Origin of the sequence: Mycobacterium sp. B14F4 (genome assembly GCF_039871645.1) — a bacterium.
Classification (GTDB): Bacteria; Actinomycetota; Actinomycetes; order Mycobacteriales; family Mycobacteriaceae; genus Mycobacterium.
Map to the genome: position 1 here is coordinate 1 of NZ_JBDPMF010000009.1, position 22,227 is coordinate 22,227.

At 68.5% G+C, this 22,227-nt stretch carries 26 protein-coding genes and 1 pseudogene; 5 read left to right on the forward strand and 22 right to left on the reverse strand.

Annotated elements, in window-relative coordinates:
* The 13 genes from ABGB19_RS21655 to ABGB19_RS21715 form a co-directional block, all read right to left on the reverse strand.
* Positions 1 to 307 (reverse strand): hypothetical protein (locus ABGB19_RS21655; RefSeq protein WP_347688055.1); only part of this gene is annotated, 307 nt, incomplete at its 3' end.
* A gap of 158 nt (positions 308 to 465) precedes the next feature.
* The gene (rpsQ, locus tag ABGB19_RS21660) at positions 466 to 774 is read right to left on the reverse strand and encodes a 30S ribosomal protein S17 (RefSeq protein WP_347688056.1); all 309 of its coding nucleotides are present in this window, start codon (positions 772 to 774) and stop codon (positions 466 to 468) included.
* On the reverse strand, positions 774 to 1,007 hold the full coding sequence (rpmC, locus tag ABGB19_RS21665; protein ID WP_347688057.1) for a 50S ribosomal protein L29: 234 nt from the start codon (positions 1,005 to 1,007) through the stop codon (positions 774 to 776). The genes rpsQ and rpmC overlap by 1 nt, the downstream gene beginning before the upstream one ends.
* Complete coding sequence (gene rplP, locus ABGB19_RS21670; RefSeq protein WP_347688058.1) at positions 1,007 to 1,423, reverse strand: 50S ribosomal protein L16; 417 nt, start codon at positions 1,421 to 1,423, stop codon at positions 1,007 to 1,009. The genes rpmC and rplP overlap by 1 nt, the downstream gene beginning before the upstream one ends.
* Positions 1,424 to 1,426: 3 nt before the next feature.
* Positions 1,427 to 2,371, reverse strand: coding sequence for a 30S ribosomal protein S3 (gene rpsC, locus ABGB19_RS21675; RefSeq protein ID WP_347688059.1), 945 nt, complete (start codon positions 2,369 to 2,371; stop codon positions 1,427 to 1,429).
* Positions 2,371 to 2,943, reverse strand: coding sequence for a 50S ribosomal protein L22 (rplV, locus tag ABGB19_RS21680; RefSeq protein ID WP_347688060.1), 573 nt, complete (start codon positions 2,941 to 2,943; stop codon positions 2,371 to 2,373). The genes rpsC and rplV overlap by 1 nt, the downstream gene beginning before the upstream one ends.
* Positions 2,943 to 3,224 (reverse strand): 30S ribosomal protein S19, encoded by a 282-nt coding sequence (rpsS, locus tag ABGB19_RS21685; RefSeq protein WP_010908582.1) that lies wholly within the window; start codon positions 3,222 to 3,224, stop codon positions 2,943 to 2,945. The genes rplV and rpsS overlap by 1 nt, the downstream gene beginning before the upstream one ends.
* Positions 3,225 to 3,245: 21 nt before the next feature.
* Entirely contained in the window at positions 3,246 to 4,082 is an 837-nt protein-coding gene (gene rplB / locus ABGB19_RS21690; protein ID WP_347688061.1) for a 50S ribosomal protein L2, read from the reverse strand.
* A gap of 23 nt (positions 4,083 to 4,105) precedes the next feature.
* Entirely contained in the window at positions 4,106 to 4,408 is a 303-nt protein-coding gene (rplW, locus tag ABGB19_RS21695) for a 50S ribosomal protein L23 (RefSeq protein WP_347688062.1), read from the reverse strand.
* A complete protein-coding gene (gene rplD, locus ABGB19_RS21700; protein WP_347688063.1) occupies positions 4,408 to 5,070 on the reverse strand; it encodes a 50S ribosomal protein L4 in 663 nt (220 codons plus the stop codon). Before rplD ends, rplW begins: the two co-directional genes overlap by 1 nt.
* Positions 5,071 to 5,072: 2 nt before the next feature.
* Positions 5,073 to 5,750 carry a 50S ribosomal protein L3 gene (gene rplC, locus ABGB19_RS21705; protein ID WP_347688064.1) on the reverse strand — a complete coding sequence of 226 codons (678 nt, stop codon included), beginning with the start codon at positions 5,748 to 5,750 and terminating at the stop codon, positions 5,073 to 5,075.
* Between the two features lie 15 nt (positions 5,751 to 5,765).
* Positions 5,766 to 6,071, reverse strand: coding sequence for a 30S ribosomal protein S10 (rpsJ, locus tag ABGB19_RS21710; protein WP_003883485.1), 306 nt, complete (start codon positions 6,069 to 6,071; stop codon positions 5,766 to 5,768).
* Positions 6,072 to 6,460: 389 nt separating this feature from the next.
* Complete coding sequence (locus ABGB19_RS21715; protein ID WP_347688065.1) at positions 6,461 to 8,044, reverse strand: carboxylesterase family protein; 1,584 nt, start codon at positions 8,042 to 8,044, stop codon at positions 6,461 to 6,463.
* 134 nt (positions 8,045 to 8,178) lie between these two features.
* Here ABGB19_RS21715 and ABGB19_RS21720 point away from each other — a divergent pair, with 134 nt between their 5' ends.
* On the forward strand, positions 8,179 to 9,429 hold the full coding sequence (locus ABGB19_RS21720) for a cytochrome P450 (protein ID WP_347688066.1): 1,251 nt from the start codon (positions 8,179 to 8,181) through the stop codon (positions 9,427 to 9,429).
* Here the strand turns inward: ABGB19_RS21720 and ABGB19_RS21725 are convergent.
* Positions 9,407 to 10,060, reverse strand: coding sequence for a TetR/AcrR family transcriptional regulator (locus ABGB19_RS21725; RefSeq protein ID WP_347688067.1), 654 nt, complete (start codon positions 10,058 to 10,060; stop codon positions 9,407 to 9,409). The genes ABGB19_RS21720 and ABGB19_RS21725 overlap by 23 nt on opposite strands.
* A 96-nt stretch (positions 10,061 to 10,156) precedes the next feature.
* On the opposite strand from ABGB19_RS21725, the pseudogene ABGB19_RS21730 reads away from it, so the two are divergent.
* A pseudogene (locus ABGB19_RS21730) lies at positions 10,157 to 11,815 on the forward strand (MFS transporter).
* On the opposite strand, the gene mftG reads toward ABGB19_RS21730, so the two are convergent.
* From mftG to mftA, 7 genes are all read right to left on the reverse strand, one after another.
* A complete protein-coding gene (mftG, locus tag ABGB19_RS21735; RefSeq protein WP_347688068.1) occupies positions 11,738 to 13,177 on the reverse strand; it encodes a mycofactocin system GMC family oxidoreductase MftG in 1,440 nt (479 codons plus the stop codon). The pseudogene ABGB19_RS21730 and the gene mftG sit on opposite strands and share 78 nt — an antisense overlap.
* A 7-nt stretch (positions 13,178 to 13,184) precedes the next feature.
* The gene (gene mftF, locus ABGB19_RS21740; RefSeq protein WP_347688069.1) at positions 13,185 to 14,597 is read right to left on the reverse strand and encodes a mycofactocin biosynthesis glycosyltransferase MftF; all 1,413 of its coding nucleotides are present in this window, start codon (positions 14,595 to 14,597) and stop codon (positions 13,185 to 13,187) included.
* Positions 14,594 to 15,337, reverse strand: a complete 744-nt coding sequence (gene mftE / locus ABGB19_RS21745) for a mycofactocin biosynthesis peptidyl-dipeptidase MftE (protein ID WP_347688070.1) — start codon at positions 15,335 to 15,337, stop codon at positions 14,594 to 14,596. The genes mftF and mftE overlap by 4 nt, the downstream gene beginning before the upstream one ends.
* 134 nt (positions 15,338 to 15,471) lie before the next feature.
* On the reverse strand, positions 15,472 to 16,662 hold the full coding sequence (mftD, locus tag ABGB19_RS21750; protein WP_347688071.1) for a pre-mycofactocin synthase MftD: 1,191 nt from the start codon (positions 16,660 to 16,662) through the stop codon (positions 15,472 to 15,474).
* Between the two features lie 3 nt (positions 16,663 to 16,665).
* Positions 16,666 to 17,859, reverse strand: coding sequence for a mycofactocin radical SAM maturase (gene mftC, locus ABGB19_RS21755; RefSeq protein ID WP_347688072.1), 1,194 nt, complete (start codon positions 17,857 to 17,859; stop codon positions 16,666 to 16,668).
* Positions 17,856 to 18,134, reverse strand: a complete 279-nt coding sequence (gene mftB / locus ABGB19_RS21760; protein ID WP_347688073.1) for a mycofactocin biosynthesis chaperone MftB — start codon at positions 18,132 to 18,134, stop codon at positions 17,856 to 17,858. The genes mftC and mftB overlap by 4 nt, the downstream gene beginning before the upstream one ends.
* A 218-nt stretch (positions 18,135 to 18,352) precedes the next feature.
* Complete coding sequence (gene mftA / locus ABGB19_RS21765) at positions 18,353 to 18,445, reverse strand: mycofactocin precursor MftA (RefSeq protein ID WP_347688074.1); 93 nt, start codon at positions 18,443 to 18,445, stop codon at positions 18,353 to 18,355.
* 103 nt (positions 18,446 to 18,548) lie between these two features.
* On the opposite strand from mftA, the gene mftR reads away from it, so the two are divergent.
* The 3 genes from mftR to ABGB19_RS21780 are packed head-to-tail and all read left to right on the forward strand — an operon-like array spanning position 18,549 to position 21,010.
* Positions 18,549 to 19,148, forward strand: coding sequence for a mycofactocin system transcriptional regulator (gene mftR / locus ABGB19_RS21770; protein WP_347688075.1), 600 nt, complete (start codon positions 18,549 to 18,551; stop codon positions 19,146 to 19,148).
* A 54-nt stretch (positions 19,149 to 19,202) separates the two neighbouring features.
* Positions 19,203 to 19,733, forward strand: a complete 531-nt coding sequence (locus ABGB19_RS21775) for a sigma-70 family RNA polymerase sigma factor (protein ID WP_347688076.1) — start codon at positions 19,203 to 19,205, stop codon at positions 19,731 to 19,733.
* Positions 19,730 to 21,010 carry a VOC family protein gene (locus ABGB19_RS21780; protein ID WP_347688077.1) on the forward strand — a complete coding sequence of 427 codons (1,281 nt, stop codon included), beginning with the start codon at positions 19,730 to 19,732 and terminating at the stop codon, positions 21,008 to 21,010. Before ABGB19_RS21775 ends, ABGB19_RS21780 begins: the two co-directional genes overlap by 4 nt.
* Before the next feature lie 14 nt (positions 21,011 to 21,024).
* Here the strand turns inward: ABGB19_RS21780 and ABGB19_RS21785 are convergent, their stop codons facing one another.
* The gene (locus ABGB19_RS21785; protein WP_347688078.1) at positions 21,025 to 22,200 is read right to left on the reverse strand and encodes an FAD/NAD(P)-binding oxidoreductase; all 1,176 of its coding nucleotides are present in this window, start codon (positions 22,198 to 22,200) and stop codon (positions 21,025 to 21,027) included.
* Positions 22,201 to 22,227: the final 27 nt, after the last annotated feature.

Here is a 22,227-nt window from a genome sequence, read left to right on the forward strand (position 1 = left end):
ACTCCGCCTCCAACAGCGGCGGCAACTCCGCCTCCAACAGCGGCGGCAACTCCGCCTCCAACAGCGGCGGCAACTCCGCCTCCAACAGCGGCGGCAACTCCGCCTCCAACAGCGGCGGCAACTCCGCTGGTTCCGGGAGCGACGCAGGCTGATACCCCCCCCACAACCGGGGTGCGCGGCGGGTGACCACGCCGCGCACCCCGGTCTTTCGCTTGCGGGGGGTCAGCCTTTCCGGCACGATTTCGTTGACCCGATACAGCCGCCACAGAACATCGGCGACTGCCCCACCGCTCAGCGGTTGAGCCACCGACGGCGGTGCCGGCCCGAACCGGGTTGTGCAGCAAGCATTCCGACGCCGGACACCGAAGGCTGACCAAAAGCGGCGCGCGGGACTCCTACTTTTACGGCAATAGCGATGCAAAAGCCCCCGATACGCCGACGCGTTCGGGGGCTGTTGCGGAAGTACTACTTGGCCTTTTCCAGGATCTCGACGAGCCGCCAGCGCTTGGTGGCCGACAGCGGGCGCGTCTCCATCAGCGAGACCCGGTCGCCGATGCCGGCGTCGCCGTTCTCGTCGTGCGCCTTGACCTTCGTGGTGGTGCGGATGATCTTGCCGTAGAGCGGGTGGCTCTTGCGAGATTCCAGTTCGACCACGATGGTCTTCTGCATCTTGTCCGACACCACGTAGCCGATCGCCGTCTTACGACGGCCGCGCGGCTTCTCGGTGCGCGGGGTGTGCTTCGGTCCCTTTGTCTGTTCTTGATTTGCAGCCATTACGATCCCTCACCTGCGGGCCCGGAGGCCAGGCCCAATTCACGTTCACGCAGCACCGTGTAGACGCGCGCGATCTCCTGGCGCACCGTGCGAAGCCGACGGTTGTTCGACAGCTGACCGGTCGCCATCTGGAAGCGCAGGTTGAACAGCTCTTCCTTGGACTCGCGCAGCCGGTCCTTCAGCTCGTCGTCGGTCATTTCGCGCAGTTCGCCCGGGCTCACTCCCACTGCCATCAGAAGTGCTCCTCTCGGGTAACGATGCGTGCCTTGATCGGCAGCTTGTGGATCGCGCGGGTGAGCGCGGCCCTGGCGGTCGCCTCATCGGGGTAGCTCAGCTCGAAAAGCACGCGGCCGGGCTTTACGTTGGCCACCCACCATTCCGGTGAACCCTTACCCGAACCCATGCGGGTCTCGGCGGGCTTCTTGGTCAGCGGACGGTCCGGGAAGATGTTGATCCACACCTTGCCGCCACGCTTGATGTGCCGGTTGATCGCGATACGCGCGGACTCGATCTGCCGGTTGGTGATGTAGGCGTGCTCCAGCGCCTGGATGCCGTAGTCACCGAAGCTGACCGAGGTGCCGCCGCTGGCGACGCCACGCTGCCTGGGGTGGTGTTGCTTGCGGTGCTTGACCTTGCGGGGAATCAACATGATTCAGCTCTCCGTGTTTCCTGTGGGCGTCTCGACCGCCGCACCGGCCGCAGCCTCGGTGCCCGCCGCGGCCTCGGCCACCGCCGGGGCTTCTTCGGTGCCGGACTGCGCCGGACCGGCTCCGCCGCCGGAGGCGGCGCCACCGGCTCCGCCGCCGGAGGCGGCGCCACCGGCTCCGCCGCCGGAGGCGGCGCGACCGGCCTCCGTGCTCGTCGCGGTGGTGCCCGACGCGCCGCTGCGACGCGGGCGGGTGCCCGACGGGCGCTCGCGACGCGGACGATCCGCACCGGCGGGCACCGCAGCGGTCAGCTCGCGCTTGCCACCGACGATGTCGCCCTTGTAGATCCACACCTTCACGCCGATCCGGCCGAAGGTGGTCTTGGCCTCGTAGAGTCCGTAGTCGATGTCGGCGCGCAGCGTGTGCAGCGGCACCCGACCCTCGCGGTAGAACTCCGAGCGGCTCATCTCGGCGCCGCCAAGGCGGCCCGAGCACTGCACGCGGATGCCCTTGACGTTGGGCTGGCGCATCGCGGACTGGATCGCCTTGCGCATCGCGCGGCGGAATGCCACCCGGTTGGACAGCTGCTCGGCGACACCCTGGGCGACCAACTGCGCCTGCGACTCCGGGTTCTTGACCTCGAGGATGTTCAGCTGCACCTGCTTGCCGGTGAGCTTCTCCAGGTCGGCGCGGATGCGGTCGGCCTCGGTGCCGCGGCGGCCGATCACGATGCCCGGCCGCGCGGTGTGGATATCGACGCGAACCCGGTCGCGGGTGCGCTCGATCTCGACGTCGGCGATGCCCGCCCGCTCCAGACCCGTGGCCAGCAGCCGCCGGATGGCGACGTCTTCCTTGACGTAGTCCTTGTACTGCTTGTCGGCGTACCACCGGGACTTCCAGTCGGTGGTGATACCGAGCCGGAAGCCGTGGGGATTGATTTTCTGGCCCACTACTCCGAGCCCTCCTTCGCCTCGTCAGAAGCTTCAGTCTTGGCGGCCGCCTTCTTGGCGGGAGCCTTCTTCGCGGCGGCCTTCTTGGCCGGCGCCTTCTCCGTAGCCTTGGTCTCGGCGGCGGCCTTGGTCGCCGGCGCCTTCTTGGCCGCTGCGGCCTTGCTGCCCTGCGCACGACGGGCGCGCGACGACGAGGCTGCCTGACGCTCGCTGCGGCTCGGCCGGCTCTCCACGACCACCGTGATGTGGCTGGTGCGCTTGCGGATCCGGAACGCACGGCCCTGCGCGCGCGGCCGGATGCGCTTGGCGGTCGGTCCCTCGTCGGCGTAGACCGTGGCGACCACGAGGGTCGACGGGTCCAGGCCGTCGTTGTTCTGCGCGTTGGCCGCGGCGCTGGCGATCACCTTGGCGACGGGCTCGCTGGCCGCCTGCGGCGCCCAGCGCAGGATGTCCAGCGCCTCGGCCACGGGCTTGCCGCGCACCAGGTCGATCACCCGGCGCGCCTTGGTCGCCGACACGCGCACGAAGCGCGCCTTGGCGGTCGCGGAGGGATATGTTTCAACGGAAGTCATTAGCGCCTCTTGGCCTTCCGGTCATCCTTGATGTGACCCTTGAACGTGCGGGTGGGGGCGAACTCGCCCAGCTTGTGCCCGACCATCGCCTCGGTGACGAACACCGGGACGTGCTTGCGGCCGTCGTGCACCGCGAAAGTGTGTCCGATGAAGTCCGGAATGATGGTCGACCGACGCGACCAGGTCTTGATGACCTGCTTGGTGTTCTTCTCGTTCTGAACGTCGACCTTCTTGAGCAGATGGTCGTCGACGAACGGACCCTTCTTCAGGCTGCGTGGCATCGCTGCGTGATCCTTTCCGGCCTAGCGCTTCTTGCCGGTGCGCCGGCGTCGGACGATGAGCTTGTCGCTCGACTTGTTCGGTTTACGGGTACGGCCCTCGGGCTTGCCCCACGGGCTGACCGGGTGACGGCCGCCGGAGGTCTTACCCTCACCACCGCCGTGCGGATGGTCGACCGGGTTCATCACGACACCACGGACGGTGGGGCGCTTGCCCTTCCACCGCATACGGCCCGCCTTGCCCCAATTGATGTTCGCCTGCTCGGCGTTGCCCACCTCACCGACAGTGGCGCGGCAGCGCACGTCGACGCGGCGGATCTCACCGGACGGCATACGCAGCGAGGCGTAGGTGCCCTCCTTGCCCAGCAGCTGGATGCTCGAGCCTGCCGAGCGAGCGAGCTTGGCGCCACCGCCGGGCCGCAACTCCACGGCGTGGATCAGCGTGCCGGCGGGGATGTTGCGCAGCGGCAGGTTGTTGCCGGGCTTGATGTCGGCGTTGGCGCCGGACTCCACGATGTCGCCCTGCTTGAGACCCTGCGGCGCGATGATGTAGCGCTTCTCGCCGTCGAGGAAATGCAGCAGCGCGATGTTCGCGGTGCGGTTCGGGTCGTACTCGATGTGCGCGACCTTGGCGTTGACGCCGTCCTTGTCGTTGCGACGGAAGTCGATGACGCGGTACGCGCGCTTGTGGCCACCGCCCTTGTGCCGGGTGGTGATCCGGCCGTGCGCGTTGCGCCCGCCCTTGCCGTGCAGGGGACGAACCAGCGACTTCTCCGGATGGTCGCGGGTGATCTCGGCGAAGTCCGAGACGCTCGAACCGCGGCGACCGGGGGTCGTCGGCTTGTACTTACGAATTGCCATGATTGTCTAGTTCTCCCTGCCGGCTAGGCCGGCGCTCCGAACAGGTCGATGGGCTTGCTTCCCGCGGCCAGCGTGACGATCGCGCGCTTGGTGCTCTTGCGCTGTCCGTACCCGGTGCGGGTGCGCTTGCGCTTGCCTTGGCGATTCGCGGTGTTCACCGACGCGACCTTGACCTTGAAGATTTTCTCGATGGCGATCTTGATCTGCGTCTTGTTCGAGTCGGGGTGCACCACGAACGTGTACACGTTGTCCTCGATCAGCCCGTAGGACTTCTCGGAGATGACCGGGGACAGGATGATGTCGCGGGGGTCAGTCACGGTAGCCATCAGGCCGAAACCTCCTCAGCGGTCTGGGTGTTGGCTGTGTTGGCCGCGATGTAGCTGTTCAGCGCCTCAACGCTGAACACCACGTCGTCGGCCTTGAGCACGTCGTAGGTGTTGAGCTGGTCGGGCGAGACCACATGCACGCCAGGCAGATTGCGCACGCTCTTCACCCCGGTCTCGTCGCTGCGCCCGGTGACGACCAGCACCTGCGGGCGGTCGGTCAGCTTGCCCAGGAACGATTTGGCGCTCTTGGTCGACGGCGTCTGCCCCTCGACGAGTTCGGTGACCGCGTGGATGCGGCCGTTGCGCGCCCGGTCCGACAACGCCCCGCGCAGCGCGGCGGCGATCATCTTCTTCGGGGTGCGCTGGCTGTAGTCGCGCGGCTTCGGGCCGTGCACGGTGCCACCGCCGGTGAACTGCGGCGCACGCGTCGAGCCCTGGCGGGCACGGCCGGTGCCCTTCTGCCGGTACGGCTTCTTGCCGCCGCCACGCACCTCGCCGCGCGTCTTGGTCGAGTGCGTGCCCTGCCGGGCCGCGGCCCGCTGGGCCTCGACGACCTGGTGCATCAGGGCGATGTTCGCCTCGACGTCGAACAGTTCGGCGGGCAACTCGACGGAGCCGTCCTTGCCGCCGCCCGGTGTGTGGACATCAATTTTGAGAGCCATGTCTACTTCTCGCCTCGCTTGATTGCGCTGCGGACCATCACGAGCCCGCCGTTGCGGCCGGGAATCGCGCCCTTGATCAACAGCACGCCGTTCTCGGCATCGACCTTGTGCACCACCAGGTTCTGGGTCGTGACGCGGTCGTTGCCCATCCGGCCCGCCATCCGGGTGCCCTTGAACACGCGGGCAGGGGTGGCGCAGCCGCCGATCGAACCCGGGCGGCGATGCACCGCCTGGGCGCCGTGGCTGGCGCCCTGACCACTGAAACCGTGGCGCTTCATGGTGCCGGCGAAGCCCTTGCCCTTGCTGGTGCCGGTCACGTCGACGTAGGTGCCGTCGGCGAAGATCTCGGCGGTCAGCTCCTGACCCACCTCGTACTCGGCGGCGGCGGCCTCGTCGTCGAGCCGCAGCTCGGCGAGATGACGGCGCGGGTTGACCCCGGCGGCCGAATACTGGCCCGTCACCGGCTTGTTCACCTTGCGCGGGCTGATCTCGCCGTAGGCCAGCTGCACCGCGCTGTACCCGTCGCGCTCCGGCGTGCGGATGCGCGTCACCACATTTGGCCCGGCCTTGACGACCGTCACCGGCACGACCCGGTTGTTCTCGTCGAACACCTGCGTCATGCCCAGCTTCGTGCCCAGAATGCCGCGGCGCGGAGCGCCAGATTTAGCACTGTTTGCCATGTCTTGACGGATCTCCTACTGGATGTTGACGTCGACGCTGGCCGGCAGATCGATGCGCATGAGGGCGTCAACGGTCTTCGGCGTCGGGTCGAGGATGTCGATCAGCCGCTTGTGTGTGCGCATCTCGAAGTGCTCCCGCGAGTCCTTGTACTTGTGCGGGGACCGGATGACGCAGTAAACGTTCTTCTCGGTCGGCAGCGGCACAGGGCCAACCACGCTGGCGCCGGTTCTGGTGACCGTTTCCACGATCTTGCGCGCCGAGGCGTCGATCGCCTCGTGGTCGTAGGCCTTGAGCCTGATGCGGATCTTCTGTCCCGCCACGCTTCTCCTACCTCACTCCTAGTGGGCCCGGGTCTGGGCCGCGTCTCCCGGCGCACTCGCGCTGGTATGCCGCCGCTGTTCTTCTGTCTGTGGTCCACCGGTCCCCGCGGTCGGGTGTGTCGCCCGCACGCGCACTCGTCCGCGACGAAATCGTCACGATCGAGATTTGGACCGGATGCGCCCGGTTGGGTGCCGGTCGTATGCCCCGGCCAAGCGGTCCTGACAGGCACCGTCCCGGCTCAAGGCAACCCGAACAGTATGCCTCAGAAACGGGCCCGCTCCAAATCCCTGGCCACGGGAAATGCGCTCGATACCGCGCACAGATCGGGTTCGGCGGCGAGATCGCGATCTGCCCGCAGTTTCGGCGGACTGACCAGCACCGATCCGGTCTAGCGTCGCAGCCCGGCCCAGAACGCGCACTCGTGTCTCTGCTCGTAGTCGGTGATCACGCGGTTGCCGTCGGATTGCAGCGACATCCGCTGACCGGACCGCTCGTCGGTCATCGGGGGCCAGCCGGGACCCGGCTCCCCGGTGGCCACGAAACGGCTCCAGAACCCGATCATCTCGTCGGACAGTCGCTGCTGCGCGGCGTTCAGCGGGGGTGCGCCGCCGACGTCGAACAGATAGCGCAGTTCCAGCGAGTGGGCGGCGCCGACGGGAAAGGGCGCCTCGCGCAACGGCTCGGGCGCGGGCGCGGCGCGATCGTTGAACTCGTAGGCGTACACGGGGGCGTCGTCGTGCGCATCGGCGATGAAATCCGCCACACATGCGAAGTCGCCCGCCGTCATCGCCGCCGAGTAGGCCAGCGCCACGTTGCCACCGAACCGCTCGGGCGGGTAGCGCGCCGCGACGGCGCCTGCGGCCGGGCCGAAGGCCTCGGCGAGCAGGTCGGGATAGTGCACCGCGTCGATCGGGCGGCCACGGAGGTACTGCAGCGCCGTGAACAAAGTGAACTCGTCGGTGTTCGTGCCGATCATCACGGGCACCTGGGCGGCCTTACCGTCGGCGATCCCGACCACCGGATTGACCGGCAGTGTGGGGGTTCCGATGACCGGGCCGCTCAACCGCTCGGTGCCGAACCGGGCGTACAGGAGCGGGTGTTGCAACTTCTCGGCGGGAAGCGACCGCAGACACTGCGCCGCGACAGCGGGGTCGGCACAACCGACCTCGGCCGCATACGCCGTGCTCGTCTGCTCGGCGGTCGGCAGGTCGTACTGCGCCTGGCACGGGGCGCTCTGGATGATCGCGGCGCCGAACAGTCCGGCCGAGCCGGGCGCGACGAGGTGGTCGCAGACCGACATGCCGCCGGCCGACTCGCCTGCGATCGTCACCCGGTCCGGATCGCCACCGAACGCGGCGATGTTGTCGCGCACCCAGCGCAGCGCGGCCTGCTGGTCCGTCAGCCCGAAGTTCCCGATCGCACCGTCGCGGCCCAGCGCGGGGTGGGCAAGGAAGCCGAGCGCGCCGAGGCGGTAGTTGATGGTGACGACGACGATGCCGCCTCGACCGGCCAACCGGCGCGCGTCGTAGATGTCGCCGCTGCCGTTGAAGAAGCCGCCGCCGTGGATCCACACCAGCACCGGCCGTGGCTCGGATGAGGGCGGCGGGGTCCACACGTTGAGGAACAGGCAGTCCTCGCTGGTGCGCCGGCGGTCGACGTCGGTGCTCACGTCCTGGACGCATCGCTCCCCGGGGCGGGTCGCGTCGCGCAGACCCGTCCAGGCCGCGACCGGTGCCGGTGGCTGCCAGCGCAGCGGGCCCACCGGCGCTGCGGCATAGGGGATTCCGGCGAAATACCGGTGATCGGCCGCGACGGTGCCACGCAGGGCGCCGGCCACGGAGTGCACCACCGCGGGGTTGGCGGGCGGGTCGTCGATCACGGCTCCGCCGCCACGTCCGCATCCGGCCAGCAGCGCCACCGTCGCCAGCACGGCGACGACCGCGCGGCTGCGTCGGACGGTGGCGGATCGCATGGTCCCCAAGCCTAATGAGAGGCCTACCGAGACCGAGTTGGCCGGTAGTCTTCCGCGCCGTGGCCCCCATCACATAGACTCCCTACTTGACACCCGTCAAGTTTCCGTCAGCCCCGGAAGTCGAAGGAGCCCGTATGAGCACGCGGACAATGGACGATGCCGCAAAGGTCCTGGCCGATCCGTCGGCGTACGCCGACGATGCACGGCTGGACGCGGCGCTGACCCATCTGCGCGCGAACAACCCTGTGACCTGGGTCGACAACCCGCCGTACCGGCCGTTCTGGGCGATCACCAAGCACGCCGACATCATGGACATCGAGCGCGCCAACGACCTGTTCCTGTCCGAGCCGCGCCCGCTGCTCGCACGGGCCGAGGCCGACGACGTGCTCAAGGAACAGCAGGCCGCGGGGCTGGGCATCCGAACCCTCATCCACATGGATGATCCCCACCACCGCAAGGTGCGCGCGATCGGCGCCGACTGGTTCCGGCCGAAGGCGATGCGGGCGCTTAAGGTGCGGGTCGACGAACTCGCCAAGCGCTATGTCGACACGATGCGCGACATCGGTCCCGAGTGCGACTTCGTCACCGATATCGCGGTCAATTTCCCGCTGTACGTGATCCTTTCGCTACTCGGCCTGCCCGAGGACGACTTCCCCCGGATGCTCAAGCTCACCCAGGAGATGTTCGGCGGCGACGACGAGGAACACCAGCGCGGCGGTTCGACCGAGGACCTGCTCGCCGTGCTGGCCGACTTCTTCAACTACTTCTCGGCATTGACGGCGTCGCGCCGGGCCAACCCCACCGAGGATCTGGCCTCGGCCATCGCCAACGGTCGCGTCGACGGCGAATTGATGTCGGACATGGACACCCTGTCGTACTACGTGATCGTGGCCAGCGCCGGTCACGACACCACCAAGGACGCCATCTCCGGCGGTCTGCACGCGCTCATCGAGAACCCCGGTGAGCTCGACCGGTTGCGCAACGACATGAGCCTGATGCCGACCGCGATCGAGGAGATGATCCGCTGGACGACGCCGGTCAAGGAGTTCATGCGTACCGCCGCCGAGGACACCGAAGTCAGGGGCGTGAAGATCGCCAAGGGTGAATCCGTCTACCTCGCCTATGTTTCCGGCAACCGCGACGAAGACGTCTTCGACGAGCCGTTCCGGTTCGACGTGGGCCGCGATCCGAACAAGCACGTCGCGTTCGGCTACGGGGTGCACTACTGCCTCGGCGCCGCGCTGGCGCGCATGGAGATGACCAGCCTGTTCACCGAACTGATCCCGCGACTGGAATCGATCGAGCTGGCCGGCACTCCCGAGCTGACCGCCACCACGTTCGTCGGCGGCCTCAAGCACTTGCCTATTCGTTACTCGCTGAGGTGATCTCGCGCGGCTTGCCGGCATGCGTGGCCAGGAAGCCGTCGACGGCGGCCTCTGCGCAGGTCCGGTAGTCGAAATCGGCCACGGTCGAGAGCTTGCCCAGGATGAGCGGGCCGATGAGCAAGGCGATGGTCTGCATGCGATCCACCTCGTCGAGTTCCGCGGCCGCCTGCGGGCTGTCGAGGATCGCGTCAAACGGAGCCGAGTACAGCTGGATGATCCGCGACCTCAGGGTGCCGACGGCTCCCGAATCGACTTCCGAATCCGCTTGCGCTGCAGCCGGATAGGCTCCGGCGTCGGGACCGGACGCCATCCAGGTCATCGCGGTGAGCATGGTGGGCACTTCGGCGATCGATTCCGCCCAGCCGACGACGACGGCGATCAACCGATCGCGCACGCTGCCCTCGGCGGGCGGCATCGGGGCCGGGCTGAGCAGGCTCATCAATGCGGCGGCCATCAGCTCGTTGGCGCTGGAGAAGTGGCGGTACAGAGTGGCCCGCGCGACGTTGGCGGTTCGGGTCACCGCGTCGATGGTGACGGCGTTGGGGCCACCCGAGCGCAGTAGTGTCGCCGCGGCCTCGAGCAGGCGGGCCTTCGATCGGGCCGGCCGTGGGTCGGTACTCGCGCCGCTCATCGTTTACACCACCTCCTACGCGGGAACAAGACTATCGGTCTACCTACGAGACTGTTAGTCTCAAAAATGCCGCCTGCCGAAAGAGAGCGACGACCGATGGTCAACACCCTCGTCCGGCCCGATAAGGATATCGACGCGAACATGGCCACTCTGACCAAGTTCGGCCGGATCTGACTGCTCACGATCGCCGCACTCGATGTGCTCCTGGTCATTTCGTCGATGGTGGCGCTCAACGCCGCGCTGCCCGACATCGCCCTCGAGACCGCCGCGACACAGACGCAACTGACCTGGGTGGTCGACGGCTACACCCTGGTGCTCGCCTGCCTGCTGTTACCCGCTGGCGCGCTCGGTGACCGGTACGGCAGGCGCGGCGCCCTGCTGGTCGGGCTCGCGATCTTCGGGGCGGCCTCCGTTGCCCCGGTGTTCCTCGACAGCCCCGTGCAGATCATCCTCGCCCGCGCCGTGGCCGGTGTCGGCGCGGCGTTCATCATGCCTGCGACGCTGTCACTGCTGACCGCCGCGTTCCCAAAGGATGAACGCAACAAGGCCGTCGGGATCTGGGCCGGCGTCGCGAGCTCGGGCGCCATCGTCGCGTTCATGGGCACCGGTGTGTTGCTGCACTTCTTTTCGTGGCGGTCGATCTTCTACGCGTTCGCGGCGGCCTGCGTGGTGCTGTTCGTCTGCACGCTGACGATCCGGTCCTCCCGCGACGAGAAGGCGACCCCGCTCGACTGGGTCGGTGCGGTGTCGATCGGCGCTGCGCTCGCAGTGTTCGTCTTCGGTGTGATCGAGGCGCCGATGCGCGGCTGGAGCCACCCGATCGTCTGGGGCTGCATGGCTCTGGGCGTGGTGCTGGCGGCGGTGTTCGCGGTGGTCGAACTGGTGCGAAAGCACCCCCTTCTGGACATCCGGCTGTTCGCCAGACCCGATTTCGCCACCGGTTCGATCGGCATCACGTTCCTGTTCTTCGCCAACTTCGGGTTCTTCTTCGTCGTGATGCAGTACATGCAGTTGTTGCTCGGGTACAGCGCACTGCAGACCGCGTTCGCCCTTGCGCCGCTGGCAGTTCCGATCGTGGTGCTCGGTGCGACGATGCATCTGTACCTGCCCAAGGTCGGCCTTCGGGCGGCGGTGGCGGCCGGGCTCTTCCTTCTCGCCGCAGGCCTGTTCTGGATGCGGTATCTCGAGGCGGACGCCGCCTACCTCGACCTGGTGCCACCCATGCTGGTCGCCGCTGCAGGCATCGGGTTATGCGTCGCGCCGACGACTTCGGCGATCATGAACGCCGTCCCCACGGACAAGCAGGGCGTCGCATCGGCTGTCAACGACACCACCCGGGAGGTCGGCGCCGCAGTCGGCATCGCGGTGGCGGGTTCGGTGCTGGCCGCGGAGTACGGCAGCGCACTGGCGCCCGACCTGGCGGCGTTTCCCGAACAGGTGCGCACGGCGGCGTCGGAGTCGCTGGCCAATGCGCTCGAGGTCGCCGGCCAACTCGGCCCGCAGGGCGCCGCGTTGGCCGACGCGGCGACGGGTACGTTCATGGACTCGATGAGCCTCTCGCTGTTGGTCCTGTCGATCGTGCTGGCGGTCGCGGCGGCCTTCACCGCGGTGTGGGCGCCGGGCCGCGACGGTCGGCAGGTGCGGTTTGTGCGCCGCCTCACGGCCCGGTGGTCGGGCTCAGCCGACGAAGCCGGCGACCCGGTGGCCGATCATGACGATGGTCGCGTGCGGTCCGCGCCGGGTGATCACGGGTAGCACCGACCCGTCGGCCACCCACAGCCCGTCGATTCCGCGGACACGGCACTGCGGATCCACCACCGCGACGTCGTCGTCGTCGGCGCCCATCGGCGCCGTACCCGAGAGGTGCTGGGAGGTTGACCACGACATCGGGCCGAGATCACTGACGGGGCCGATGATTTCGCGCGCCAACTCCATGCCCGCGGTCAACGCCGCGATGTCGTCCGGTTCAGTGTCGTAGCGATGCTCGATCACCGGAGGCACGCCGGGGTCGGCGGAGGCGATGGTGACGCGGCCGCGGGCCTTGGGCTGCATCAACGTCACGCCGATGTGCGGATGGTCTGCCGGGTCATCCCGGCGCCCGCTGACCATCGCACCGAAGCCCGCGGTGTACGGCCTGAGTTCCACCGCATCCGGCGTCGTGAGCACGGCCTCCAGCGGCGGCAGCCCGTGCGTCTCGGTCCAGTTCACGGGCAACACCCACTCCGGGTGATCCGCCGAGGCGCGGCCCACCGGCAGATCTGCGGTCACCTGCACACCGGCCGCCTCCAGCACGTGCCGCGGCCCGATGCCCGACAGCATCAACAACCAAGCCGATCCGATCGCCCCGGCGCACAACACGATTCGATCGGCATGGAGTTCGACGGAACCGTCGGGGCCGATGCAGTCGAGGCCGACCGCCCGGCCCGCGGCCACCCGCACACGCGTGACGCGAGTGTTGGTCCGCAATGTGAGGTTGGGCCGGTCGAGCGCGGGCAGCAGGAATGCTCCCCCGGGACCGACGCGGGTGCCGCCGTTGATGTTCAGTGGCACCGCGCCCACTCCCGAGCCCACCGGCGACTCGGCGGTGGAGCCGTTCAGGTCGTCGATCCACCGATGCCCTGCACCGGTCGCCGCTCGGACGAAAGACGCTGTGCAACCGTCGAATTCGGAAACCCGCCGGACGAGAATCGGCCCGTCGGAACCATGCAGCGGATTGTCGAAGTCCAGATCGGTCTCGATGGCGCGGAAGTGCGGCAGCACGTCGGACCAGGCCCACCCCGGCACACCCCACCCGTCGAAGTCGGTGGGCAGGCCTCGGCAGAAGTAGCCGCCGTTGACCGCTCCGGAGCCGCCGACCACCGCGCCGCGCATCAGCTGGGCGTGACGGGGCGGATCGACGGTCAGCGTCGTCGGATACCGGCGCACGACCGAGCTGGCGTCACCGATCGGCAACCGCAGACCGTCGCTGATCTGGGCCAGGACCCGAGGGTCCGACGGGCCCGGTCCCGCTTCGACGACCCTGACGTGACACGCGGGATCGGCGGAAAGTCGTTCGGCCATCACCGATCCGGCGCTGCCGGCACCGACGATCAGGACGTCGCTATGAGGGCTGGGCAACCGCGCGTCAGGTCCGGATCTGCGGTTTGAGTGCGCCGAGGTGGCGCTCGCGGACCACGCCGGTCCACAGCCCCGCGCCGTAGGCGAGGTCATCCAGGCGCTTGAGCAGAACGTAGGTGACCAGCCCGATGCGTTGGGCGCCGTCGTCGGCGTTACCGCTGCGGGTGAGCCAGTCGACCACACCGTCGACGATCGCGGCCACCAGCACCACTTGACGGCAGCGCTGGGACAGCAGCGCGGCGACGAACGCCAACGGCCAGTAGTGCCTGCAGAGCGCCGCGGCGAGTTGCAGCGCCGCCGACCACAGCCCGTGCGCGGCCACGACGGCCACTTCCTTGGGTTCGGTCTCCACCGACGCCAACGACCTGGCGATGCGGCGGCCGGTGATCGTCGCGACGACGATCGAGGCCAGATAGCCGATGCTGGACCCCATCGCCAGCAGCATCCACGCGACCAGCGTCCAACCGGAGATCACCAGCGGGGCGGTCTTGCCGGGATGCCGCACCGACAGCGGCGCCGCCGCTCCCCCGTAGAAAGACCTGCGCAAGAACCACTCTCGTAATTCCGTGCGGTGATCGTGGGCCACCAGCGCGATGGGCTCGTAGCGCAACCGGGCGCCGGCCTCGATGAGGCGCCAACACAGGTCGACGTCCTCGCCCGACCTCAGCGTCTCGTCGAAGCCGCCCACTTCCTTGAGCATGGAGCGACGGCAGATGATCGCGGCGCTGGGCACGTAGGACACGGTGCCGTAGGGCACGACCGGCGCCTCGCGAAGGCCGAGGTCGAGCGACGAGCGCACCGCCTCGTAGCGCGCCACCACGTTGTCGGGCTCGCGCAGACCGACGATGCGCGGCGCCACCAGTGCCACCGCCGGATCGCAGAAATGGCCGAGCAGCGCCTCCAGCCACCCCCGGCGGGGCACCACGTCGCTGTCGAGAAACGCCACGAAGTCGGTGTTGCATGCGGCCATGCCGGTGTTGCGCGCCGCCGCGGGCCCCTTGCTCCTGTCGTGCCGTAGCACCTGTACGTCGTTGTGCATGCCGGCGAAGTCCGAGGTCTGCAGTGGGGTGGCCGACCCGTCGTCGACGACGATGACCCGCATCCCGCGCAGCGCCGTCAACAGGCGCCGCACACCGGAATCGTTGTCGCGCACCGGAATTACCACGGTGACGTCGCGATGTGACGGACCACTGGCCGGACGCGGGTGCGCGACCGTCGCGTCGAGCAGGGTGCGGGCCAACTGAGCGCTCACGGCGTCGTGCACCTCGAGCCTGCCGCCGGCCAACATTGTTTGCGCGGCGGGGGCCAAGCGAAGAAGTCGCGTCGGTGAGCCGCCGAGCAGAGCGGACCCCTCACCGAGCACTTTCACCCGGCGGTCGACCTGGACGGCGAACCCGTCGGGCAGCCGCGGCCCGGTCACGTCAACATCCCGTCGCGGCCGGGAACCCAGTGCTCGATCCGCCGCAAACATGCCTCGACCATAGCCAAGAAGACGTCCGCGCCGTCCTCTGCGGTCGCGGTGGTGGGGTCGCCCAGCACCCCCACCTCGCTTACCGCGGCGACGCCACCGCGCCGCAGTTCGGGCAGAAGCTCACCGAGCGGCGCCCCGTTGCCGGCAACACATTCCTCGACGCGCACGTCCTGCGGCGAAAGATGTAGCAATACAGACGTTTCGGTGTGCCCGGCGTGCGCGTCGGCGCCCGCGACGGTGCACGAGCACCAGCCCACGTCCCGCCCCTCGTACCGAAGCAAAGCCACTGCGGCGGCGAGTGCCTCCACATTCCCCCCGTGACCGTTGACGAAGACCAGCCTAGATGCCCACCGCATCGCGGACCGGCCGAACTCCACCAGCAAAAGCCGCAACGCAGAGGTCCCGATCGAGACCGTGCCGCTGAAGTCCTCGTGCTCCCCGCTCGCGCCGTATCCGATCGACGGCGCCACCATCCAGTTCGATCCCTCGCGGTCGGCCAGCTGATCAGCAACGGCCTGCGCGACGGCCGATGCAATCCGCGTATCGGTGTCCAGGGGGAGATGCGGTCCGTGCTGTTCGGTGGACCCGACCGGGACGATCAGTGCGCTCGGCGTGCCCTGCAGCTGCTTCGACGTGGCGTTAGCGAGCTCGCTTACTGATGGCACCCGCCGATGGTAGGCCGAATTCACCTGGCGTGCGCCAATTGTTCGCGCATGCGCAGCAATTCATTCGACATAATTTTCCCGAGCGACAGTTGCCCATTCACGCCCGCCCCCTGCGCCACGCCTGTACCAGCACATTTTGTGGTTCGCGCGACTTACTGTCAGTTTGGGCCGTCAGGCACGCCCAGCGCCCTGGCGAAGCCCGGCGGCACGAGCACGTCGTCGGCAACCAGGTCGTGCACCGAGGCGCGGCCGAGGCCCATCAATGCAGAATCGATGCCCCCGCGTAGGACGTCGAGCACGTTCTCGACGCCGGCCTGACCGTTGGCGGCCAGGCCCCACAGGTACGCGCGGCCGATCATGACCGCGCGGGCCCCGAGGGCGACCGCCTTCACCACGTCGCTTCCGCGCCGGATACCACCGTCCAGCAAAACCTCTATGTCTTTGCCGACGGCGTCGGCGATCGCGGGAAGTGCCCGGATCGACGCCGGCGTGCCGTCGAGGTTGTTGCCGCCGTGGTTGGACACCGAGATGGCCGAAACACCGGCATCCACAGCGCGTTTCGCGTCATCGACGCGCATCACGCCCTTGAGCATGAACGGACCACCCCACAATTCGCGCAGCCAGGCGATGTCTTCCCAGGTGGGCGGCGGTGTGCCCATCCACTCGCCGTACGCCGCGAAGAACGGCGGTCCCGGTTCGCCGCGGGCCGCCTGGTTGGGTACCCGCAGGTTGGGCGGACGCATGGTCTTCGCCCATTGCAGGAACCAGCCCGGCCGGGTCAGCCCCTCGGGCAGCATCCGCACGGTGGTCCGCAGGTCCATCTGCTCGGGGATCTTCGGGCTGCCCCAGTCGCGGCCGTGCGAGAAGCTCCAGTCCGTCGTGACGATGAGCCCGGCCGCGCCGGCCTCTCGCGCGCGCTCGACCCGTGCCGCGATCGCGTCGCGGCCACCCAGCCAGTAGACCTGGAAGAAGGTCTTCGGGTTGGCGGCGACGACCTCCTCGATCGGCTTGCTGGCGAACGAGGACAGTCCCATCGCCGTGCCGCGGGTGGCGGCAGCGCGGGCCACTGCCACCTCACCGTCCGGGTGGACTGCCTGCACGCCGGTCGGGGAGATCACCACCGGCAGCGAAATGTCCTGCCCCATCACGGTTGTCGCGAGATCGCGCTTTTCGGCCGCCCCGACGACGTGCGGCGCGAAGCCCAGCTCGGCGAACGCCTCGGTGTTGTCGGCGACCGTCACGCCCTTCTCGCTGGCGGCCAGCAGCGCGGCGTACACCGACTTGGGCAGCCGCTTCTTGGCCTTCTGCTGGGCGAAGGCGACGGTCTCGAACCAGGTATCACGGGCCATGACTTACACCGGACTTTCGTTGCACACTCGCGCGGGGGGTTTGGTCAGCAGCTTCAAGGCCACCGGCCCACTGCGCGAGTGGTCGACGCTGGGCTTGGGCTTGACCCGGTCGCGGGCCAGCGCGGGCGCGCCGTAACCCTCGACGCATTCGGGGTCGGGCCCGTCCATCGGCAGGCCCGTGAAGAACTTGGCCGCCATGCAACCGCCGCGGCAGCTGTCGTAGTGGTCGCAGCTGCTGCAGGCGCCCGCCGATTGGGGCTCGCGCAACTCTCCGAACAGCGGCGCATTCTTCCAGACGTTGTCAAAACCGCCATCGGACAGGATGTTTCCGGCCAGGAACCGGTCATGGATGGCGAACGGGCAGGCGTAGACGTCGCCGACCGGATCGATGAGGCACACCACGCGTCCCGCTCCGCACAGGTTGAGGCCGGCCAGGGCACCGGGTTCGCCCAGTCCCGAGAGGTGGAAGAACGAGTCGCCGGTCAACACCCGGTCCCCCTTGGCGACGAGCCAGTTGTAGAGCTGGACCTGCTGGTCGGCGGTCGGATGCAGGTCGTCCCACACGTCCGCGCCGCGTCCGGACGGACGCAGCCGGGTGATTCGCAGGGTGGCTCCGTATTGCGCTGCCAGCGCTGCGAACTCGTCGAGCTGGTCGACGTTGTGCCGGGTCACCACGACGGAGATCTTGGCGTCGGAGAACCCCGCGTCGGCCAGATTCTGCAGCGCGCGCGTGGCCATCGCGAACGAGCCCGCGCCCCGAACGGCGTCGTTGACCTCGGCTGTCGCACCGTCCAGCGAGATCTGCACGTCGACGTAATCGCTGGCCGCCAGCTTCGCCGCGACTTCTTCGGTGATGCGCACCCCGTTGGTGGAGAACTTCACGCCGACGTGGTGAGCGGTGGCGTAGTCGACGAGCTCCCAGAAGTCCGGCCGCACAGTCGGTTCGCCGCCGCCGATGTTGACGTAGAACACCTGCATGCGCTCGAGCTCGTCGATGATGTCCTTGCACTGCTGCGTGGTGAGCTCGCGCGGATCGCGCTTCCCCGACGAGGACAGGCAGTGCACGCACGCGAGGTTGCATGCGTACGTCAGCTCCCAGGTCAGGCAGATCGGCGCGTCGAGGCCGTGCTCGAACTGTTCGATCAGGCGCGGCACGGGTTGAATGCCCGGCGCGAGCGCCGAATCAGTGGATGTCATTGCGGCACCAGCATTTTCGATTGAGCAAGCACATCGAGTGCCTGCAGGTACGGCCCCTGCTGCGCGTCGCCTATTCCGGCGGCACGGCAGGCGGACCTGACGTCGGGATGGTCGGACAGCGTGTTGACCAGGTCAACGATCGTCCGGTTCTTCAGGAACGACAGCTTGCGCGTCCCGAAGTGGTAGAGCAGCGCGCCGAACGGCTCCGGCCGCACCGCCACCTGGTGGTGCAGCCGCCAGCCGACTTCCGGGTCGAACACGGTGTCCGGGGACACCGATCCAGACGGGGTGTCCGGGGACACCGATCCAGACGGGGTGTCCGGGGACACCGATCCAGACGGGGTGTCCGGGGACACCGATCCAGACGGGGTGTCCGGGGACACCGATCCAGACGAGGTGTCCGGGGACACCGATCCAGACGAGGTGTCCGGGGACACCGATCCAGACGAGGTGTCCGGGGACACCGATCCAGACGAGGCGGGCGGGGCCACGCTCAGTAGACCCCGCACATCCCGTCGATCGACACCTCTTCGACCAGGGTCTCGGTGACGAGCTCTTCGGTCTGCACCTGCTGATTCGGTTCCATCGGGCCCCGCCTTTCGCTATACCGGTTCTCGAACTGTGATCGAGATCGCAATAATATGGCATCCAGTGCCAGAATGGAAGCCGGGGCCGGAGAAGGGGTACGCATGGGGCCGACCGAGCACCGCGTGGGCCGACGGCGTTCGACGACGTGGGACCACATCAGCAACGTGGCCATCGACCTGTTCACCGCCCGCGGCTTCGACGACGTCAGCGTCGACGACGTCGCCGAGGCGGCGGGAATCGCCCGTCGCACGCTGTTTCGCTACTACCCCTCCAAGAACGCGCTCCCGTGGGGTGACTTCGACGCGCACCTGGCGCATATGCGCGACCTTCTCGCCGACGTCGACCCGGCGGTGCCGATCGGGGATGCGCTGCGCACAGCGTTGTTGGCGTTCAACACATTCGACGCCACGGAAACCGCGCGGCACCGGCAGCGCATGCGCGTCATCCTCGAGACGGCGGCCCTGCAGGCCTACTCGATGACGATGTACGCCGGGTGGCGTGCGGTGGTCGCCGAGTTCGTCGCGAAACGACTCGGCCCGACGGCAGGTGACCTGGTGCCGCAGACGGTGGCGTGGACGATGCTCGGCGTGGCGTTGTCCGCCTACGAACACTGGCTGGCCGACGAGTCCGTGTCACTGACCCAGGCGCTCGGGGCGGCGTTCGACACCGTCGCCGACGGGCTGTGGGCGCTGGATCGCTGAACTTTCTTGCGAAGACGGCGTCGGAGTTCGGCGCCAGGCCGCGACGATAAGGGTGTGAGCGCCGAACCGGATGGCCCCGACGCTCCGCGGGCATTGCTGACGCTGTACGACGACGCGTTGCCGGTCGTCTACGGGTACTTCGTCCGGCGCTGCGGTGACCGCGGAACCGCCGAAGACCTCACGTCGGAGACCTTTCTGGCGGCGATGGACACCGCCCGCAGGAAAGGTTCAGCGGCTCCCCAAATCACGGTGCCGTGGCTGCTCGGGGTGGCGCGCCACAAGCTGGCCGACCACTACCGGCGCCGCCACGACCGGTTCAGTGTTCCGGTCGCCGACTTGCCCGAGCAGCTCGACGCATCCGACGACTGGGACGCCGAATTGGACCGGATCGTCGCCGAGAGCGTGCTGGCCAAGCTGCCCGAGCAGCATCGCACCGTACTGGCGCTGCGCTACATGGACGACTGTTCGGTGCCCGAGTGCGCCGATCTGATCGGCCGCACCGTGCACGCCACCGAGGCGCTGCTGGTGCGAGCGCGCCGCGCGTTTCGGGCGCACTACCCGCAGCCGGAAGGAGGGCAGCCGTGACCGACCACGATCCCCTGGCCGTGCTGCATGGCGGCGAGCTTCCGGTCCAGCCCGACCCGGTGTTCGCCGCGCGGCTCCGCGCCTGGCTGGAGTCGGCCGTGTCTTTACCCAATCGAACACAGGAGGTTGTCATGAGCGGCACCGATACCGCGATCGCCGAACTGTCCGGCCCGGCGGCTGAGTCGCCTGCGCCGTCGCGCCCCGCCGCGTTGCCCTACCTGACCGTCGCCAACGCGCGCGAGGCCATCGACTGGTACGTCGGTGCATTCGGCGCATCCGTGCGCGGCAACCCCGTCGAGATGGACGACGGCCGCATCGGCCATGCCGAGCTGATGATCGGCGACGGTGTGCTGTACCTCGCCGACGAGTACCCGGAGATCGGCCTGAAAGCGCCTGTGCCGCAGGCTACGTCGGTGAGCCTGATGCTCGACGTCCGCGACACCGACGCGACGCTGGACCGGTGCCGGCAACGCGGTGCGACGGTGGTGCGCGAATCGTACGAGAACTACGGTGCGCGCAACGCCACGATCGTCGACCCGTTCGGCCACCGCTGGATGCTCAGCGGGCCGGTCACCGGCGCCGCGGTGCCGATCCAGCACGGTGACGTCGGCTACGTCTCGGTGTGGGTGCCCGACGCCGAGCGGGCGGCGGCGTTCTACGGCCATGTGCTGGGGTGGACGTACGACCTCGCCACGCACGAGGTGACGAACACCAGGCAGCGCATCGGGATCTACAGCGTCGCCGGCAGGCAGGGCATGCTGTGCTGCTATGCGGTCGCCGACCTCGACGGCGCCCGGCAGTCCATCGTCGCCGGCGGCGGCACGGTCGGCGAGGCACAGGACCACCCGTTCGGCACCGTGATGGACGCCACCGATCCGGCAGGCACCGCGTTCGCGGTCTTCCGGCCGGCGCCCGGCACACCCCGGCCGGCATTGAACGGTGAAGGGCCGGGCGAGCTTTCGTACATCACCTATCAGGTGCCCGACTCCGCGGCGTTCAGGGCGTTCTACAGTCGCGTGCTGTTCTGGTCGTTCGAGCCGGGCCGGGTCGAGGACGGCTGGGCGGTGCGGGACACCCATCCGATGGCGGGCGCGGCCGGTGGCAGCGAGCAAGCGGTGATCGTGCCGATGTGGACCGTCGCCGACGTCGTGGGCGCGGTTGCGCGCGTGCGCGAAGCCGGCGGCACCGTCATCGAGGAGCCGTCGCAACAGGCCTACGGTTTGTCGGCACTGTGCACCGACGACCAGGGCACCCGCTTCTACCTCGGCCAGTTCTGAGTGATTTCGGTCCGCTAACCAAGGACCTCGGAGATGGGTGCTCCGGTGGCGACCTTGTTACGTGCCTTCATGACCTTGCCGGGCATGCCGCCACCGACCACGCCGGCCACCAGGCCGTCGCGCTCGTAGAACGCGAGGAACTTGCGGCCGTCGTCCTCGACGACGTGCACCGTGTCGCCGGCCTCGGGCTCGCCGAGGCACTGGATCTTGACGTCGTACTGGTCGCTCCAGAAGTACGGCACCGAGACCGTCGCCGGCGGCTCCTGGCCCATCATCGCCGGCACGAGCACCCGGGCCTGGTCGGCGACGTTGCTCCAATGCTCAACGCGCACTTGATGACCGAGGCTGTGCCGCCAGGACGCGACGTCGCCGATCGCCCACACATGCAGTGCGCTGCTGCGGCCGTGGTCGTCGCAGACGACGCCGTTGTCGACCTCGATTCCGCTGCCGTCCAGCCATTCCGTGGCCGGCCGGGAGCCGATCCCCACGATCACCAGGTCGGCGTCGAGTTCGGTGCCGTCGCTGAGCACCACCTTCTCGACCCTGTCGGTGCCGCGGACCTCCTCGACGCCGACGCCGCAGAGCACGTCGACGCCCTCCGCGCGGTGCAGACGGGCCACCAGGTCGCCGATCTGCTGGCCGAGCACGGACGCCAGCGGCGAGGGCTGCGGCTCCACCAACGCAACCTCGACCCCGAGCTTGCGCAGGCTCGCGGCGACCTCGCATCCGATGAAGCCGGCCCCGACGACGACGGCACAACGCGCGGATCCGGCCTCTTTGCGCAGCGCGACGCTCTCGTCGTAGTTGCGCAGCACGTGAATGCCTTCGAGGTCCGGGAACGACGGAATCCGTTTGGGCACCAGACCCGTGGCGATGATCAGCTCGTCGTAGCCGAGCTCGCTGCCGTCGTTCAGGGTCAGCGTCTGAGCGGCGGTGTCGACCGACCGGGCGCCGTTGCCGAGCCGCACGGTGATGTCGTTCTCCGCGTAGAACTCCGCCGGCTTGAGCGTGACGTCGTCGGTTTCGGCGCGCAGCACCTCCTTGGACAACGGCGGCCGGTCGTACGGCAGATGGTCCTCGTCGCTGACGATCGTGACGGGACCGGCGTACTCGGAGCGGCGCAGCTGTTCAGCGGTGCGGGCCGCCGCCAGGCCGCCGCCGACGATGACGATGCCCCCAGTAGTGGTCATGGGCAGTTCTTACACGATGGCCGCGGC